This window comes from Mesorhizobium sp. USDA 4413, from assembly GCF_056280365.1.
In genome coordinates, this window is the sequence record NZ_JBVPRP010000001.1 from 4,247,529 (window position 1) to 4,265,513 (window position 17,985).

Genomic DNA, 17,985 nt, shown 5'->3' on the forward strand with positions numbered 1-17,985 from the left:
CGGAGGACATCATGCCAATCAACATCACCATGCCGGCGCTCTCTCCGACCATGGAAGAAGGCAACCTGTCAAAATGGCTGGTCAAGGAAGGCGATAAGGTTTCGCCGGGCGACGTGATCGCCGAGATCGAGACCGACAAGGCGACGATGGAAGTCGAGGCCGTCGATGAAGGCACGGTCGCCAAGCTGGTGGTTCCGGCCGGCACCGAGGGCGTCAAGGTCAACGCGCTGATCGCCATCCTGGCCGGCGAGGGCGAGGATACCGCCGCCGCGGCCAAGAGCGGCGGCGATGCGGCGCCCAAGGCCGAAGCAACGAAAGCGGAAGCCCCGAAGGCCGAAGCGCCCAAGGAAGCGCCCAAAGCGGCGGCCGCTGCGGCGCCCGCGCCGGCGAAGGCTGAGCCCGGTCCCGCCGCCAACGGCCACGCCGCCGGCGATCGGGTCTTTGCATCGCCGCTGGCCCGCCGCATCGCCAAGGATGCCGGCGTCGACGTGACGGCGCTGACCGGCTCCGGTCCGCATGGCCGCGTGGTGAAGATCGACGTCGAGGCAGCGATCGCGTCCGGCATCGCAAAGGCCGCGCCGACTGCGAAGGCGCCCGCCGGCGCTCCGTCCGCTCCGGCTCCTGCTGCGAAGCCGATGTCGGACGACCAGCTGCTGAAGCTGTTCGCCGAAGGTTCCTACGAGCTGGTGCCGCATGACAACATGCGCAAGACCATTGCGCGCCGCCTGGTCGAGGCAAAGTCCACCATCCCGCATTTCTATCTGACGCTGGACTGCGAGCTCGATGCGCTCTTGGCGCTGCGCACGCAGCTCAATGCCGCCGCCCCGATGAGAAAGACCGACAAGGGCGAGGTTCCGGCCTACAAGCTCTCCGTCAACGACATGGTCATCAAGGCCATGGCCATGGCGCTGATGGCGGTGCCGGATGCCAACGCGTCCTGGACCGAGAACGCCATGGTCAAGCACAAGCACGCCGATGTCGGCGTTGCGGTGTCGATCCCCGGCGGCCTGATCACGCCGATCATTCGCAAAGCGGATGAAAAGACGCTGTCGGTCATCTCCAACGAGATGAAGGATCTCGCCAGCCGCGCCAGGAGCCGCAAGCTGAAGCCGGAAGAGTATCAGGGCGGCACAACGGCGGTGTCGAATCTCGGCATGTTCGGCATCAAGGACTTTGCCGCCGTCATCAACCCGCCGCATGCGACGATCCTGGCTGTCGGCGCGGGCGAGGAGCGGGCGGTGGTGAAGAAGGGCGAGATCAGAATAGCAACGGTCATGTCGGTGACGCTCTCGACCGATCACCGTGCGGTCGACGGCGCGCTCGGCGCGGAGCTGCTGGGCGCCTTCAAGCGCATGATCGAAAACCCGATGGGCATGCTGGTCTAGGAAGGAAAGGCGGTGTGGAAATTCTTCACCGGCCTTTTCGCCTTGATCATTTTCGATCCCGTCGGCGAGCCGTGTGCTCGCCGCGGCGTCAGGCGTTCGCGGCCAGGTTTCGGCAGAGGTGAGGCAACCGCATGAAGACAATTCTATGCTATGGCGACTCGCTGACCTGGGGCTACGACGCCGCCAGCCTCGGCCGCCATGCGCTCGAAGATCGCTGGCCGAGCGTGCTCGCGGCCGAGCTCGGCGGCGACGTCGAGGTCATCGCTGAAGGTCTCAACGGCCGTACTACGGCCTTCGACGACCATCTGGCCGGTGCCGACCGCAATGGCGCCCGTATTCTGCCGACGATCCTAACCAGCCATGCGCCGCTGGATCTCGTCGTTATCATGCTCGGCTCCAACGACATGAAGCCTTGGATCCACGGCAATCCGGTCGCGGCCAAGCAGGGCATGCAGCGGCTGATCGATATCGTGCGCGGCCATGACTATCCCTTCGACTGGCCGGCGCCGCAGATCCTTATCGTCGCGCCGCCCGCGGTCACCCGCACCGACAATGCCGAATTCAAGGAAATGTTCGCCGGCGGCGACGACGCCTCCAAGCGTCTGGCGCTGCAATATTCCCTGCTGGCCGACGAGGCCGGCTGCGGCTTCTTCGATGCCGGCGCGGTCGCCACCACCACGCCGCTCGATGGCGTTCATCTCGATGCCGAGAACACGCGACGTATCGGCCAGGCGCTGGCGCCGCTTGTGCGCGTGATGTTAGCGACATGATAGTCAATGCATTTCTGATCATTGGCCTTTGGTTGGCTGTGCGTTGGCAAGGCCGTCGAAGTCGGCTGCTTACAGGCTACGCATTTGTGGGACTCTGGGCATTCGACGCCCTTTCGGTCCTAATGCATGAGCCAACTTTCAGGCCTCCAATGCTGATGCATGAGCCGTGGGCGATACCAAAGCCCTCCTTCGGCAAAGCCCCGCTTCAATAAGGACCATAAAATGGCTGAATCCTACGACGTCATCATCATCGGCTCAGGCCCCGGTGGCTATGTCACGGCGGTGCGTTCCGCCCAGCTCGGCTTCAAGACGGCGATCGTCGAGCGCGAGCATCTGGGCGGCATCTGTCTCAACTGGGGCTGCATCCCCACCAAGGCGCTGCTGCGCTCGGCCGAGATCATGCATTATTCGGATCACCTCAAGGATTACGGCCTGAAGCTCGAAGGCGGCAAGATCAGCCCGGACACGGCCGCCGTGGTCGACCGCTCGCGAAGAGTGTCACTCAGGCTGAACACCGGCGTCGGCTTCCTGATGAAGAAGAACAAGGTCGATGTCATCTGGGGCGAGGCGAAGCTTTCGAAGGCTCCTTCCGGTGACAAACCGGGCGAGGTCGTCGTTTCGAAGACCGCCAAGAAGGCGATGGAGCCGCAGCCGCCGGTGCCGAAGAACGTCAAGGGCGAGGGTACCTACACCGCCAAGCACATCATCCTGGCGACCGGCGCCCGCCCGCGCGCGCTGCCCGGTATCGAGCCGGACGGCAAGCTGATCTGGACCTATTTCGAGGCCATGGTGCCGAAGGAAATGCCGAAATCGCTGCTGGTCATGGGTTCCGGCGCCATCGGCATCGAATTCGCCTCCTTCTACCGCACCATGGGTGCCGACGTGACCGTGGTCGAGCTGCTGCCGCAGGTCATGCCGGTCGAGGATGCCGAGGTCTCTAAATTCGCGCAGAAGCAGTTCGAGAAACAGGGGATGAAGATCATCCTCGAAGCCAAGGTGACCAAGGTCGAGAAATCAGCCAATTCGGTTACCGCGCATGTCGAGATGAAGGACGGCAAGGTCGAGAAGATCAGCGCCGATCGCATGATTTCGGCGGTCGGGGTGCAGGGCAACATCGAAAATCTTGGCCTGGAAGCGCTCGGCGTGAAGACGGACCGCGGCTGTGTCGTCGTCGACGGCTACGGCAAGACCAATGTGCCCGGCATCTATGCCATCGGCGATGTCGCCGGCCCACCGATGCTCGCCCACAAGGCCGAGCATGAGGGCGTGGTCTGCATCGAAAAGATAGCCAATTTCCCGGGCGTGCACGCCATCGACAAATTGAAGATCCCCGGCTGCACTTATTGCAGCCCGCAGGTCGCGTCCGTTGGCCTGACCGAAGCGAAGGCCAAGGCCGAAGGCAAGGATATTCGCGTCGGCCGCTTCCCCTTCAGCGCCAATGGCAAGGCCATCGCGCTCGGCGAGGACCAGGGCTTCGTCAAGACCATCTTCGACAAGAAGACCGGGCAGCTTCTCGGCGCGCATATGGTGGGCGCGGAGGTGACCGAGCTCATCCAGGGTTTTGTCGTGGCGATGAACCTGGAGACGACCGAGGAAGAACTGATGCACACGATCTTCCCGCATCCGACGCTGTCGGAGATGATGAAGGAGAGCGTGCTCGACGCCTATGGCCGCGCTTTGAACGCATGACAGGTCACCGATTGGTGACAGGTCACCAATCGGTGATAAATCGCCGATCGGCGATAGGTGGCCGATCTGTGCTAAATTGGTCGGGCGAGACTCACACGCGGCAGCCGGAGAAACCTGACGGCAAGGCAGTTCATATCCGGATGCATTTTCATCTGATCGAGGAGGAATTGGCACATGCATATGAATGGCGTCGGCTGGATCACGGCCATCATCGTCGGCGGTCTGGCGGGTTGGTTCGCCGAAATGGTTATGAAGAGCAACACCGGCATCTTCATGAACATCATCATGGGCATCGTCGGCGCCGTGGTGCTGAACGCGATCCTGCAGGCTCTGAACATCCAGTCCTTCGGCGTCGGCTGGGTCGCCTATCTGATTACCGGTTTCATCGGCGCCTGCCTGCTGATCTTCGTGGGGCGGCTTGTTCGGCGCTGAACGCATGCCGCTATGCGGAAAAGGCCGTGGCGGCATGCGCCGGCGCGGCCTTTTTCTTTGCCTCGAAAAGTCTTAGATGACGAAGGACAGGCGGCCGCCGACACCGCGGCCGCGAAGGATTTGAAATGGTCACAGTCGTAGACACGATCGCCAACCGGCCGCGCCCGCGGCATCCCGAGAAGGCGCACAGGCCCGACCAGGAAGTGCTGCGCAAGCCCGATTGGATCCGCGTCAAGGCGCCGGTTTCCAAGGGCTATGCCGAAACGCGCGAGATCGTGAAATCGCACAAGCTGGTGACGGTGTGCGAGGAAGCCGGCTGCCCGAATATCGGCGAATGCTGGGACAAGAAGCACGCCACCTTCATGATCATGGGCGAGATCTGCACGCGCGCCTGCGCCTTCTGCAATGTCGCGACCGGCATCCCGACCGCGCTCGATCCGGATGAGCCGGCACGCGTGGCGCACGCCGTCAGGCAAATGGGGCTGAGCCACGTCGTCATCACCTCGGTCGACCGCGACGATCTGGCCGATGGCGGCGCCCAGCATTTTGCCGACGTCATTCATGCCATCCGTGCCGCCGCCCCGTCGACGACGATCGAGATCCTGACGCCCGACTTCCTGCGCAAGGACGGCGCGCTGGAGGTCGTCGTCGCGGCCAAGCCCGACGTCTTCAACCACAATCTTGAAACCGTGCCGTCGAATTACCTGACGGTTCGCCCCGGCGCCCGCTATTTCCACTCGATCCGGCTTTTGCAGCGGGTCAAGGAACTCGACCCGTCGATCTTCACCAAATCCGGCATCATGGTCGGCCTCGGCGAGGAGCGGAACGAGGTGCTGCAATTGATGGACGATCTGCGTTCGGCCAATGTCGACTTCATGACCATCGGCCAGTATCTGCAGCCTTCCAAGAAGCACCATCCGGTGATCCGCTTCATTCCGCCGGACGAGTTCAAGTCCTACGAGACGATCGGCAAGACCAAAGGTTTTCTCCTCGTCGCGTCGAGCCCGCTGACGCGCTCCTCGCACCATGCCGGCGAGGATTTCGCCAGGCTGCGCGCGGCGCGCGAGGCGCAGCTGGCGAAGGCCAGCTGACCTTCAATGCCGAAATTCGAGGCGACACGCCGCGTCGCGCATACGCCGCAAGAGATGTTCGCGCTGGTGGCTGACATCGAGGCCTACCCGCAATTCCTGCCGCTCTGTGAATCGCTCACCGTGCGCTCGCGCAAAGAGCGCGACGGCCGCACCATCCTGGTCGCCGACATGAGCATCGGCTACAAGGCGATCCGCGAGACCTTCACGACGCAGGTGCTGCTGAAGCCCGACGAGAACGCGATCGATGTCAAATACATCGACGGCCCGTTCAAATATCTGAGCAACATCTGGCGCTTCGATCCCGCCGAGGGCGGCTGCGAGGTGCATTTCTTCATCGATTACGAATTCAAGAGCCGCATTCTCGGCGCGCTGATGGGCACGATGTTCGACCGCGCCTTCCGCATGTTCTCCGAAGCGTTCGAGAAGCGCGCCGACATCATCTACGGCGCGAAACCGGCCTAACGTTCGCCAAGCGTCCGCAATCCGAGTTGCAGCGCATGCCGCACCGTCTCATGCCGGATGAATTCGCGGCCCTTTTGGCCGAACAATTGTTGTTCGGCGACCACCGGCTGCCCGGCCAATGCAACCCCGAACCAGACCAGACCGACCGGCTTGTCCGCCGAGCCGCCGCTGGGGCCGGCAATGCCGGTGACGGCGAGGGACAGGCTTGCTTGCGAATGCGTCAGCGCGCCTGCCGCCATCTCCAGCACCGTCTCGCGCGAGACCGCGCCATGCGCGCCGAGCGTGGCTGCGGAGACGCCGAGCATCTCCATCTTGGCTTCGTTGGAATAGGTGATGAAGCCACGATCGACCACTGCGGAGGACCCGGCGATGTCGGTGAGCGCGGCGATGATCAGGCCGCCGGTGCAGCTCTCGGCCGTCGCCAGCATGATGCTGCGTTGCTGGCAGGCCTGGAGCAAGGCAATGGCGAGTTCGGCGTTGCTCATGCCGGCACTTCTCCCGGATAGACGACGCTGGCCGTGGCGATCGCGGCAATGCCTTCGCCGCGCCCGACAAAGCCGAGCTTCTCGTTGGTCGTGGCCTTGATCGAAATGCGCTCGGGCGCAATGCCGAGCATGGCCGAAAGCGCCTCTGTCATCGCCGCGCGATGCGGCCCCACGCGCGGTGCCTCGCAGATCAGCGTGATGTCGGCATTGGCGATGCGGCCGCCGCGCTCGCGCACCAGCTTCGCCGCGTGCTCGACGAAAATCTTCGAGGCCGCCCCCTTCCATTGCGGATCGGACGGCGGGAAATGCGTGCCGATGTCGCCGGCGCCGCAGGTGGCGAGCAGCGCATCGGTCAGCGCGTGAAGCCCGACATCGGCGTCCGAATGGCCAGAGAGTTTTCCCTCATAGGGAATGGCGACGCCGCAGAGGGTCACATGGTCGCCGGGCTCGAACGCATGCACGTCGTAGCCATTGCCGGTGCGAATATCCGGGAAGCGCTGCTGCGCATTCGAGAGCCGCTGGTCGGCCAATGCAATGTCCCTTGCCCAGGTGAGTTTGACGTTGTCCGGCGATCCGGGAACGATCTTGACCGGTATCTGTGCCCATTCGGCGATCGCCGCGTCGTCGGTGAACTCGCTCTTGCCCAGATGATGCGCCTTCTCATGCGCGGCAAGCAGCGGCCAGAACGGAAAACCCTGCGGCGTCTGCGCGGCATGAAGGCCGGCCCTCGACACCGTCTCGTCGATCATACCGGTGGCCGATTCCCGCTTCAGCGTGTCGGCGACGGGCAGCGCCGGCAACGCGCCCTGGCGCTCGCCGATGGCCTCTATGGTGCGGTCGATCAGGCCGGCGTCGACGAACGGGCGTACGGCGTCATGCACCAGCACTTTTGCCGGTGCCTGCTCCCGCAGCGCTAGGAGGCCGAGACGGACGGATGCCTGGCGCGAGGGGCCGCCGATAACAGTGATGAGACGCTCGGCATGCGCCCCCGCCGCGCGCTGCAAAAGCTCGGCATCGTCGGCATGGATGGCGACGACAACCGGTCCTATCAGGGGATGGGAAAGGAACATATCCAACGTATGCGCAATGACGGCACGACCGCCGATGCGCTGATACTGCTTCGGGCCGTCGGCCTGTCCGGCGCGCGCACCGCGGCCGGCGGCGACGATCACCACCCCGATCCCGCCGCGTGGGGACGCCGCTTGCTTTTCGCTTGCCTCGCTCATTCCGATCGGTCCTAGAGCCGGATGATTTCAGGTCGATTCGACCTGAAATCTGAATCCGTCTCTAAATCAAAGAAGTAGAGCATGATGTCGGCGAAAACCGCTCACACTTTTCGGCATCATGCTCTAATCGGGGTGATGGCCGAAGGCCAGCTTTTTCCAAAATGCGCCTTAATGTGACGTCATTGCGCGTTGCACAATGCCGCACTTCTGGCTAGAGAATGTGCAACGATCGAACATGCTTGGTTTTTGTGCATGGCTGAATTGACCACATTGGCATCGCCACTCGATGTCGGCGGCGTGAGAATCCGCAACCGGGTTTTCCTCGCGCCGATGTCCGGCATCACCGACGAGCCATTCCGGCAGCGCGCCCACGCGCATGGCGCGGGGCTGGTCGTGTCGGAAATGGTGGCGAGTGGCGAACTGGCCAAGGGCCGGGCGGGCTGCGAGCTCCGCATCCGCCATTCCGGCCTGCCGGTGCATATGGTTCAGTTGGCCGGCCGCGAGGCGGTGCATATGGGCGAAGGCGCGCGAATCGCGGCGGGCGAGGGCGCTGATATCATCGATATCAACATGGGCTGCCCGGCGAAGAAGGTGACCGGTGGCTATGCCGGCTCGGCGCTGATGCGCGATCTCGACCATGCGCTTTCGCTGATCGAGGCGGTAGTCGCGGCCGTTTCGGTGCCGGTCACCGTCAAGATGCGGCTCGGCTGGGACGAAAGCGCGCTCAACGCGCCGATGCTGGCGCGCCGCGCCGAGCAGGTCGGCGTCAGAATGGTGACAGTGCATGGCCGCACGCGCTGCCAGTTCTATCAGGGCAAGGCCGACTGGCGCGCTATCGCGCGCGTCAAGCAAGCCGTCTCGATCCCGGTGGTGGCCAATGGCGATGTCGGCTCGCCGGAAGAGGCGGCGACAATCCTCGAGCAGTCCGGCGCCGACGCGGTGATGATCGGCCGCGCGCATTATGGCGCGCCCTGGATCGCCGGCGGCATCGCCACGACCGCCGCCGGCGCAGACGCGCAAGGCCTTCCGCAAACGCCGCGAGCGCTCGCCGATTACGTCGTATCGCATTACGAGGACATGCTCTCGCTCTATGGCATCGAAAGCGGGCTGCGCCAGGCGCGCAAGCATCTGGGCTGGTATCTCGACCGTCATGCTCCCGATGTTTCAGCCGAGCAACGCAAACGCATCCTCACATCGTTCGAACCGGCCGAGGTCGTGGCGGAATTGCGCCGGGCGCTTTCCGAGGGCGCTGCGATCCCTGGCCTACGGAGCGCGGCATGAAGGCCGATGTCCCCCAGCAGGCCGACATGGCGGATGCCGCCAACATCGTGCTCAACACCATCCGCCGCCCGGTCATCATGGTCGATCCCGACGGCTTCATCACCTTCGCCAATGCGGATGCCGAAGACTTCTTCCGCTCCAGCGCGAATATGCTTGCCCGCAACACGCTCTCCAAGCTGGTGCCCTTCGGCAGCCCGTTGCTGACGCTGGTCGACCAGGTGCGGGAGCGGCGCGCCCCAGTCAACGAATACCGTGTCGATGTCTCCTCGCCGCGCCTCGGCATCGAGAAGATGGTCGATCTCTATGTCGCGCCCGTACCGGAGTTTCCGGGCTCGGTCGTCGTCATGTTCCAGGAACGGTCGATGGCCGATAAGATCGACCGCCAGATGACGCATCGGGGTGCCGCGCGCTCCGTCACCGGCCTTGCCGCGATGCTCGCGCATGAGATCAAGAACCCGCTCTCCGGCATCCGCGGCGCCGCTCAACTGCTCGAGCTTTCCGCGTCCGACGAAGACCGCGCGCTGACCCGCCTGATCACCGACGAGACAGACCGCATCGTCTCGTTGGTCGACCGCATGGAGGTGTTTTCCGACGAGCGGCCGATCGAGCGCTATCCGGTCAACATCCACGTCGTTCTGGATCACGTAAAAGCGATCGCCAAGAATGGTTTTGCGAGGCGGATCAAGATTTTGGAGGAATATGATCCATCATTGCCTCCGGTCTTCGCCAACCGCGACCAGCTGATCCAGGTCTTTCTCAACCTGGTCAAGAACGCCGCCGAGGCGATCGGCGCCGACCCGCAGGGGGAGATCGTGCTATCGACGGCTTTCCGTCCGGGCATCCGCGTCTCGGTACCCGGCACGCAGGACCGTGTCTCGCTGCCGCTGGAATTCTGCGTGCATGACAACGGCCCCGGCGTTTCCGAGGACATCCTGCCGATTCTGTTCGATCCGTTCATCACCACCAAACCGAACGGCTCCGGCCTCGGGCTGGCGCTGGTCGCCAAGATCGTCGGCGAGCATGGCGGCATCATCGAATGCGATTCGACGCCGCGCGGCACCACTTTCCGCGTCCTGATGCCGGCCTGGAAAGAGACGTCGCAGGGCTCGGGCGACGAAGCTGAAGGAGACCGCAAATGAGCGCTCGCGGCAATATTCTGGTCGCCGACGACGACGCGGCGATCCGCACCGTGCTCAACCAGGCGCTGTCGCGCGTCGGCCACGAGGTGCGCGTGACGTCGAATGCCTCGACGCTCTGGCGCTGGGTGGCGGCGGGCGAGGGCGATCTGGTCATCACCGACGTGGTGATGCCGGACGAGAACGCCTTCGACATGCTGCCGCGCATCAAGAAGGCGCGGCCCGAGCTGCCGGTCATCGTCATGAGCGCCCAGAACACGTTCATGACCGCCATCCGCGCCTCCGAGACCGGCGCCTACGAATATCTGCCGAAGCCTTTCGACCTCACCGAGCTGCTCAACATCGTCAACCGGGCGCTGGCCGAGCCGAAGCGGCCGAAGCTCGATGCCCGCGCTGAAGACCAGCCTGAGACGATGCCGCTGGTCGGCCGCTCCGCCGCCATGCAGGACATCTACCGCATGCTGGCGCGCATGATGCAGACCGACCTCACGGTCATGATCAGCGGCGAGTCCGGCACCGGCAAGGAGCTGGTGGCGCGCGCGCTGCATGAATATGGCCGCCGTCGCGGCGGCCCGTTCGTGGCCATCAACATGGCGGCGATTCCGCGTGACCTGATCGAATCGGAACTATTCGGCCACGAGAAGGGCGCCTTCACCGGGGCGCAGAACCGTTCCAGCGGCCGTTTCGAGCAGGCTGAGGGCGGCACGCTGTTTCTCGACGAAATCGGCGACATGCCGATGGAAGCGCAAACCAGGCTGCTGCGGGTGCTGCAGCAGGGCGAATACACCACGGTCGGCGGCCGCACGCCGATCAAGACCGACGTGCGCATCGTCGCGGCCACCAACAAGGACCTGCGCACGCTCATCAACCAGGGCCTGTTCCGCGAAGACCTGTTCTACCGCCTCAATGTCGTGCCGCTCAGGCTGCCGGCGCTGCGCGAGCGTTCCGAGGACATTCCCGATCTGGTGCGGCATTTCTTCAAGCAGGGCGCCAGCGAGGGCTTGCAAACCAAGCGCATTTCGTCCGGCGGCATCGAGCTCATGAAGCGCTATCCCTGGCCGGGCAATGTGCGCGAGCTGGAAAATCTGGTGCGCCGGCTGGCCGCCCTCTACTCGCAGGACGAGATTTCGTCGGAGATCATCGAATCCGAGCTCAAGACCGGCGAAAGGCCGGTCGTGCCGGACGGCGGCGCGCTCATTCCCGACGATCTGTCGATCGGCCAGGCGGTCGAGCATTTCCTGCAGCGTTATTTCGCCTCCTTCGCCGGCGAATTGCCGCCGGCGGGGCTCTACCAGCGCATTCTTGCCGAGGTCGAATATCCGCTGGTGCTGGCTTCGATGACGGCGACGCGCGGCAACCAGATCAAGGCCGCGGAGCTTCTGGGGCTCAACCGCAACACGCTGCGCAAGAAGATCCGCGAACTCGGCGTCAACGTCTACAAGTCGTCGAGGCAGCCGTAGCGTCACTTCGTCATTCAGCGAATTTCGCCCGGGAAAGATTATCTTCCCCGCCACACTTGTTGCATAATCGCCACAATGCGTTGCATACATCCGACGCTATGACCGACTCTGTACGACATGGCAGCTGAGGCTCCGACCCTGAACCAACCGCTTTTCAACCAGACCGGCACGCGTGACGGGCGACGCTTGCTGGCGTTGCCAGGCGTGGTCGCGATCGCCGGCGCGATGATCACGGCGGCCATCTCCTTTGCGATCCTGGTCGGCGCAACACCGATCGCGCCGAACGCCGACGCGACCTGGGCCTTGATCGCGGCCAATGCCGTCTTTGTCCTGTTCCTCATCGCCTTGATCGCCCGTGAGGTGCGCCGCATTGTCCTGGCGCGGCGTCACGGCAGGGCTGCCTCGCGGCTCCATGTGCGCATCGTCGCCATGTTCGCGCTGGTCGCCGCCATTCCGGCCATCATGGTGGCGATCATCGCTTCGATCACGCTCGATATCGGCCTCGACCGCTGGTTCGAAATCCGTACCAAGACGATCGTCAACTCGTCGCTGTCGATAGCCGACGCCTATGTGCAGGAGAATGCGCGCAACCTGCAGGGCACGACATTGTCCATGGCATACGATCTCGATGCCTCGCGCACGCTCTATGGCCTCGACAAAGGCGGTTTTCTCGACCTGTTGAACAAGGAAGCCGTAGGCCGCGGACTGGCGCATGCGGCCCTGATCAAGCCTGATGGCTCGTTCGTCATGAACGCCAGGACCGATGCCGATTTTCCGATGCCGGAGCCGCCCGCGGGCGCTGTCGACACCGCGGCCGACGGCAAGCCGGTGCTGATCGAGCCGCGCACCCGCAACATCATGGGCGCCATCATCAAGCTGCGCGAGCTCGACGGGCTTTACCTCTACACGATCCGCCTGGTCGATCCCGACGTGATCAAGGCGCGCCAGATCGTCAGGTCCAACACCGACGAATATCGCAACCTGGAGGACAACCGCCGCACCTCACAGGTCGCCTTCGCGCTGCCTTATCTGTCGCTCACGCTGATCATCACGCTGTCGGCGATCTGGACTGGCATTGCGGTCGCCGACCGGCTTGTGCGGCCGATCCGCCAGCTGATCGGCGCCGCCGACGAGGTGGCGACCGGCAATCTCGACGTTGCCGTTCCCGTGCGCCAGTCCGATGGCGATGTCGCCTCGCTCGGCGAGACCTTCAACAACATGATCCTGGAGCTCAAGTCGCAGCGCAACGAGCTGCTCTCGGCCAAGGATCTGATCGATGAGCGCCGGCGTTTCTCCGAGGCGGTGCTCGCCGGCGTCACCGCCGGCGTCATCGGTGTCGACCCTTACGGCATCATCACCATCGTCAATCGCTCGGCAGAGACCATGTTGGCGATTTCGGCAAATGCGACGCTCGGCCAGAACCTTTCGGCGGTCCTGCCGCTTGTCGGCCGCGTCTTCGAGATCGGGCGACAGTCCGGCAAGCCGGTCTATCGCGAGCAGGTGACCTTCTTCCGCACCGGCCTGGAGCGCACCTTCAACGTCCAGGTCACGGTCGAGTCCGGCGACGACGGCGAAGAGGAGAAATCCTATGTGGTCACCGTCGACGACATCACCGATCTCGTCCAGGCGCAGCGTTCATCGGCCTGGGCGGATGTGGCGCGGCGTATCGCGCATGAGATCAAGAACCCGCTGACACCGATCCAGCTCTCGGCCGAACGCATCAGGCGCCGCTACGGCAAGGTCATCACCGAGGACCGCGAGGTCTTCGACCAGTGCACCGACACCATCATCCGCCAGGTCGAGGACATCGGCCGCATGGTCGACGAGTTCTCGGCCTTTGCCCGCATGCCGAAGCCGGAGATGAAGGCAATCGACCTTCGTGAGTCGTTGCGCGAGGCGTCTTTCCTGGTCGAGGTCAGCCGCTCCGACATCGTCTTCGAACGCGACTTCGGCAGCGAGCCGCTGAAAGGCACTTTCGACAGTCGCCTGATGGCGCAGGCCTTCGGCAACGTCATCAAGAACGCGGCCGAGGCGATCGACGGACTTGATGCGCAAGACCGTTCGGACGGCACAATCCGGATTCAGGCCGGACGCCAAGATGGCGCCATAAGAATCGATGTTATCGACAACGGCAAGGGGCTGCCGCGCGAGAATCGCCAAAGGCTTCTCGAGCCCTATATGACGACGCGCGAAAAAGGCACCGGACTTGGCCTCGCTATCGTCAAGAAGATTGTGGAGGACCATGGCGGCCGTCTCGAATTGCACGACGCGCCAGAGGATTTCCATGGCGGCCGGGGCGCGATGATCTCGATCATCCTGCCGCCGGCGACGGTCGTAGCCGCGCCGCCACGCGGTGAAGGCCGAAACGAACACGAACGAGAAACTGAAAAGGTCGATAATGGCGTCTGACATTCTCATCGTCGATGACGAGGAAGACATCCGCGAACTTGTCGCCGGTATACTGAGCGACGAGGGTCATGAAACCCGTACTGCGCATGACGCCGACAGCGCGCTTGCGGCGATCGCCGATCGCGCGCCGCGGCTGATTTTCCTCGACATCTGGCTGCAGGGCTCGCGCCTTGACGGCCTGGCGCTGCTCGACGAGATCAAGACCATGCATCCGAACATGCCGGTGGTGATGATCTCCGGCCATGGCAATATCGAAACGGCGGTGTCGGCCATCCGGCGTGGCGCCTACGACTTCATCGAGAAACCGTTCAAGGCCGATCGCCTGATCCTGATCGCCGAGCGCGCCCTGGAAACGTCCAAGCTGCGGCGCGAGGTCTCCGACCTCAAGCAGCGCAGCGGCGAGACCTTCGACCTGATCGGCATGTCGTCGGCGATGAGCCAGTTGCGGCAGACCATCGAGCGCGTCGCGCCGACCAACAGCCGCGTCATGATCGTCGGCCCTTCCGGCTCCGGCAAGGAACTGACGGCGCGCGCCATCCACGCGCTGTCGTCGCGCAAGAGCGGTCCATTCGTGACGCTGAGCGCTGCCACCATCACGCCCGAGCGCATGGAGATCGAGCTGTTCGGCACCGAATCGAACGGCACCGAACGCAAGGTCGGCGCGCTGGAAGAAGCGCATCGTGGCATCCTCTACATCGACGAAGTCGCCGATATGCCGCGCGAGACGCAAAACAAGATCCTGCGCGTGCTGGTCGAGCAGCAATTCGAGCGCGTAGGCGGCACCAAGCGCGTCAAGGTCGATGTCCGCATCATTTCCTCCACCTCGCAAAACCTTGAGGCGATGATCGCCGACGGCCGCTTCCGCGAGGACCTATACCATCGCCTGGCGGTGGTTCCGGTCATGGTGCCCGGGCTCGCCGAGCGGCGCGAGGACATCCCTTACCTCGTCGACAATTTCATGAAGCAGATCGCGCGCCAGGCGGGCATCAAGCCGCGCCGCATCGGCGACGATGCGCTGGCCGTGCTGCAGGCCCACAACTGGCCGGGCAATGTTCGCCAGTTGCGCAACAATGTCGAACGGCTGATGATCCTGGCGCGGGGGGAAAATCCCGATGCGCCGATTACCGCCGACCTTCTGCCTTCCGAGATCGGCGACGTCATGCCACGCACGCCTAACCAGTCGGACCAGCACATCATGGCGCTGCCGCTGCGCGAGGCGCGCGAGCAATTCGAGAAGGACTATCTGATCGCCCAGATCAACCGCTTCGGCGGCAACATCTCGAAGACGGCCGAATTCATCGGCATGGAACGGTCCGCCTTGCATCGCAAGCTGAAGTCGCTCGGCGTCTAAGGCAATCCAGGAGTAATGCGCTACGGCCCAGGCTCGGCGGCTTGGCCGTAGCCTTCCGTTCGGAATTGAATAGGACTCTGGAATCGGCTTGGCCTAGGCGATTGTTCGTTACGGCCGGCGGCGGAATCGCCTAAGAAAGCCGGATATTCCCTGAGGATACCCATGCCGCGCATTGCCTATGTCAACGGGCGCTATGTTGCCCATGCCCAAGCCAGCGTCCATATCGAGGACCGCGGCTACCAGTTCGCCGACGGCGTCTATGAGGTCTGCGAAGTGGCCCGTGGCCACATCGTCGACATGCCGCGTCATCTTGCCCGGCTCAAACGTTCGCTCAAGGAACTGTCGATTGCCTGGCCGGTCTCGGAAGGCGTGCTGCCGATGCTGCTGCGCGAGGTGGTCAATCGCAACGGCGTGGTCAACGGCCTTGTCTATGTGCAGGTGACGCGCGGCGTCGCCAGCCGCGAATTCATCTTTCCGCCGGCAGGCACGAAGCCTTCCCTGGTCATAACTGCCAGAAAGGCCGATCCGGCCGCCAGTGCGAAGCGAGTGGAGACCGGCATCAAGGTTATCACTGTTCCGGAGAATCGCTGGGATCGCGTCGACATCAAAAGCACGGGCCTTTTGCCCAATGTGCTCGCCAAGCAGAAGGCCAAGGAGGCGGGAGCCCAGGAAGCCTGGTTCGTCGACACCGACGGCAACGTCAAGGAAGGCGGCTCGTCAAACGCCTGGATCGTCACCCGTGACGGCGTCCTGGTGACCCGGCCGGCGGAGCACGGCATCCTGCGCGGCATCACCCGCACGACGCTCTTCGATGTCGCCGCCAAGCTCGGCCTCAAAATCGAGGAGCGCGGTTTTTCCGTGGCGGAAGCCAAGGCGGCGCGCGAAGCTTTCATCAGTTCCGCAACCACAATCGCCATGCCGGTGGTCGAAATCGACGGCGCGCCGATCGCAAATGGCCATCCCGGTTCCATGACACTTTCGTTGCGGCAGGCCTTTTTTGACATTGCGGAAAAAAGTCCAGCCTGATAACCGCAAAGGTGGAATGAATCTCAACTATCTCGTTCTGCTTGTCGTTCAGGCGGCAAGAGGGAGTTTGCGCGCTTGACAGACGCCGCGTAATTTGGCGCATTGGCTCGCAGACCGAAGGGGATCGGCGAAAGACAAGAAAAATGGCGGAACGATCGCAAAACCTTCAGGACCTGTTCCTGAATTCAGTTCGCAAGAGCAAAAATCCACTTACCATCTTCCTCATCAACGGCGTGAAGCTGACTGGCGTCGTCACTTCGTTCGACAATTTTTGTGTGTTGTTGCGGCGTGACGGACACTCCCAGCTCGTTTACAAGCACGCCATTTCCACGATCATGCCGAGCCAGCCGGTTCAGATGTTCGATGGCGAGGAAAGCCAGGGCGCCTGATTGGCACGTGAGAAAGACGCGGACCGCAGCGTTCGCGGAAAACAAGGACATCAACTTGGGCCGGAAGCCAAGGATCCGACCCGGGCTGTTGTTATTGTGCCGGTGCTTGCCCGCCAGCCGCGCGGTGACGATGAGTCGAGCCGACCGCGTCTGAGTCGTTCGGCGGATGCACGCCACGACGAAGCGGTTGGTCTTGCCAGCGCCATCGACCTCAACCCGGTTCACACGGCGGTGGTGACGGTCGCCGATCCGCGGCCTGCGACGCTGCTCGGCAGCGGCAAGGTTGCCGAATTCGCCGACATCGTGAAGGAGCGCAAGGCGGAACTGGTCATCGTCGACCATCCGCTGACGCCGGTGCAGCAGCGCAATCTCGAAAAGGAACTGAACGCCAAGGTGCTCGACCGCACCGGGCTGATCCTCGAGATCTTCGGCGAGCGGGCGCGCACCAAGGAAGGCACGCTGCAGGTCGAGCTTGCGCATCTCAACTACCAGAAGGGCCGGCTGGTGCGCAGTTGGACCCACCTCGAACGGCAGCGCGGCGGCGCCGGTTTTCTCGGCGGCCCGGGCGAAACCCAGATCGAATCCGACCGCCGCATCCTGCAGGACAAGATCACCAAGCTGAAGCACGAGTTGGAAACGGTGCGGCGCACGCGCGACCTGCATCGCGCCAAGCGCAAGAAGGTGCCGTTTCCGGTGATGGCGATCGTCGGCTACACCAACGCCGGCAAGTCGACGTTGTTCAACCGGCTGACCGGGGCAGGGGTGCTGGCCGAGGACATGCTTTTCGCGACGCTCGACCCCACCTTGCGGCGCGTGCGGCTGCCGCACGGCACGCCAATTATCCTGTCGGACACGGTCGGCTTCATCTCCGACCTGCCGACGCATCTGGTCGCCGCCTTTCGGGCAACGCTAGAAGAGGTGGTCGAAGCCGATCTGGTGCTGCATCTGCGCGACATCTCCGATCCGGACACGGCGGCCCAGGCGGAAGATGTCGAACGCATCCTTGGCGATCTCGGCGTCGACGCCGCCGACACGAACCGCGTGATCGAGGTCTGGAACAAGATCGACCTGCTCGACGAAGGCAACCGCGAGCGGCTGCTTGCCGAAGGCGCAAGCGGCAGGAGGCCGCCGATCGCCATTTCGGCGGTGACCGGGGAGGGACTGGACACGCTGAAAGCGCTCATCGAGGCGCGCGTGTCGGGCGAGCTGGAAACGATGACGGTGACATTGAGCCCGGCCCAGCTCGGCCGGGTCGACTGGCTCTACCGCAATGGCGACGTCATTTCGCGCACCGACAATGAAGACGGCAGCGTCACCCTCTCGCTGACCGCCACACATAGCGCCCGGCAGGAGATAGAGAGCCGCCTCCATCGCAAGAACGGCAGCTAACCGG

At 63.6% G+C, this 17,985-nt stretch carries 16 protein-coding genes; 14 read left to right on the top strand and 2 right to left on the bottom strand.

The window, feature by feature from the left end; translation table 11 throughout:
* Nucleotides 1-11 precede the first annotated feature (11 nt).
* From ACVMIM_RS20770 to ACVMIM_RS20795, 6 genes are all read left to right on the top strand, one after another.
* A complete protein-coding gene (locus tag ACVMIM_RS20770) occupies nucleotides 12-1,385 on the top strand; it encodes a pyruvate dehydrogenase complex dihydrolipoamide acetyltransferase (protein WP_476114233.1) in 1,374 nt (457 codons plus the stop codon).
* Nucleotides 1,386-1,516: 131 nt separating this feature from the next.
* Nucleotides 1,517-2,155 (top strand): SGNH/GDSL hydrolase family protein, encoded by a 639-nt coding sequence (locus ACVMIM_RS20775; protein WP_476114235.1) that lies wholly within the window; start codon nucleotides 1,517-1,519, stop codon nucleotides 2,153-2,155.
* A gap of 222 nt (nucleotides 2,156-2,377) precedes the next feature.
* Nucleotides 2,378-3,844: a dihydrolipoyl dehydrogenase gene (gene lpdA, locus ACVMIM_RS20780; RefSeq protein WP_476114236.1), complete on the top strand. Its 1,467-nt coding sequence runs from the start codon at nucleotides 2,378-2,380 to the stop codon at nucleotides 3,842-3,844.
* A gap of 174 nt (nucleotides 3,845-4,018) precedes the next feature.
* On the top strand, nucleotides 4,019-4,276 hold the full coding sequence (locus ACVMIM_RS20785) for a GlsB/YeaQ/YmgE family stress response membrane protein (protein ID WP_040982931.1): 258 nt from the start codon (nucleotides 4,019-4,021) through the stop codon (nucleotides 4,274-4,276).
* Between the two features lie 125 nt (nucleotides 4,277-4,401).
* Nucleotides 4,402-5,367, top strand: coding sequence for a lipoyl synthase (gene lipA, locus ACVMIM_RS20790; RefSeq protein WP_476114238.1), 966 nt, complete (start codon nucleotides 4,402-4,404; stop codon nucleotides 5,365-5,367).
* A 6-nt stretch (nucleotides 5,368-5,373) separates the two neighbouring features.
* Nucleotides 5,374-5,829 carry a type II toxin-antitoxin system RatA family toxin gene (locus ACVMIM_RS20795; RefSeq protein ID WP_476114239.1) on the top strand — a complete coding sequence of 152 codons (456 nt, stop codon included), beginning with the start codon at nucleotides 5,374-5,376 and terminating at the stop codon, nucleotides 5,827-5,829.
* Here ACVMIM_RS20795 and ACVMIM_RS20800 read toward each other — a convergent pair.
* Nucleotides 5,826-6,314: a CinA family protein gene (locus ACVMIM_RS20800; RefSeq protein WP_476114241.1), complete on the bottom strand. Its 489-nt coding sequence runs from the start codon at nucleotides 6,312-6,314 to the stop codon at nucleotides 5,826-5,828. The two genes, ACVMIM_RS20795 and ACVMIM_RS20800, sit on opposite strands and share 4 nt — an antisense overlap.
* Nucleotides 6,311-7,540, bottom strand: coding sequence for a bifunctional 2-C-methyl-D-erythritol 4-phosphate cytidylyltransferase/2-C-methyl-D-erythritol 2,4-cyclodiphosphate synthase (locus ACVMIM_RS20805; protein WP_476114243.1), 1,230 nt, complete (start codon nucleotides 7,538-7,540; stop codon nucleotides 6,311-6,313). The genes ACVMIM_RS20800 and ACVMIM_RS20805 overlap by 4 nt, the downstream gene beginning before the upstream one ends.
* 252 nt (nucleotides 7,541-7,792) lie before the next feature.
* Here ACVMIM_RS20805 and dusB point away from each other — a divergent pair, with 252 nt between their 5' ends.
* The 8 genes from dusB to hflX all read left to right on the top strand — a co-directional run bounded on the left by dusB (nucleotide 7,793) and on the right by hflX (nucleotide 17,981).
* On the top strand, nucleotides 7,793-8,821 hold the full coding sequence (gene dusB, locus ACVMIM_RS20810) for a tRNA dihydrouridine synthase DusB (RefSeq protein ID WP_476114245.1): 1,029 nt from the start codon (nucleotides 7,793-7,795) through the stop codon (nucleotides 8,819-8,821).
* The gene (locus ACVMIM_RS20815; RefSeq protein WP_278048448.1) at nucleotides 8,818-9,960 is read left to right on the top strand and encodes a two-component system sensor histidine kinase NtrB; all 1,143 of its coding nucleotides are present in this window, start codon (nucleotides 8,818-8,820) and stop codon (nucleotides 9,958-9,960) included. Before dusB ends, ACVMIM_RS20815 begins: the two co-directional genes overlap by 4 nt.
* Nucleotides 9,957-11,417: a nitrogen regulation protein NR(I) gene (gene ntrC, locus ACVMIM_RS20820; RefSeq protein WP_040982916.1), complete on the top strand. Its 1,461-nt coding sequence runs from the start codon at nucleotides 9,957-9,959 to the stop codon at nucleotides 11,415-11,417. Before ACVMIM_RS20815 ends, ntrC begins: the two co-directional genes overlap by 4 nt.
* Nucleotides 11,418-11,534: 117 nt before the next feature.
* Nucleotides 11,535-13,826, top strand: coding sequence for a sensor histidine kinase NtrY-like (locus ACVMIM_RS20825; RefSeq protein ID WP_476114247.1), 2,292 nt, complete (start codon nucleotides 11,535-11,537; stop codon nucleotides 13,824-13,826).
* On the top strand, nucleotides 13,816-15,177 hold the full coding sequence (ntrX, locus tag ACVMIM_RS20830; protein WP_040994731.1) for a nitrogen assimilation response regulator NtrX: 1,362 nt from the start codon (nucleotides 13,816-13,818) through the stop codon (nucleotides 15,175-15,177). Before ACVMIM_RS20825 ends, ntrX begins: the two co-directional genes overlap by 11 nt.
* Nucleotides 15,178-15,339: 162 nt before the next feature.
* A complete protein-coding gene (locus tag ACVMIM_RS20835) occupies nucleotides 15,340-16,203 on the top strand; it encodes a D-amino-acid transaminase (protein ID WP_476114249.1) in 864 nt (287 codons plus the stop codon).
* A gap of 143 nt (nucleotides 16,204-16,346) precedes the next feature.
* Nucleotides 16,347-16,592, top strand: a complete 246-nt coding sequence (hfq, locus tag ACVMIM_RS20840; RefSeq protein ID WP_006202172.1) for an RNA chaperone Hfq — start codon at nucleotides 16,347-16,349, stop codon at nucleotides 16,590-16,592.
* On the top strand, nucleotides 16,593-17,981 hold the full coding sequence (hflX, locus tag ACVMIM_RS20845; RefSeq protein WP_476114251.1) for a GTPase HflX: 1,389 nt from the start codon (nucleotides 16,593-16,595) through the stop codon (nucleotides 17,979-17,981).
* Nucleotides 17,982-17,985 lie beyond the last annotated feature (4 nt).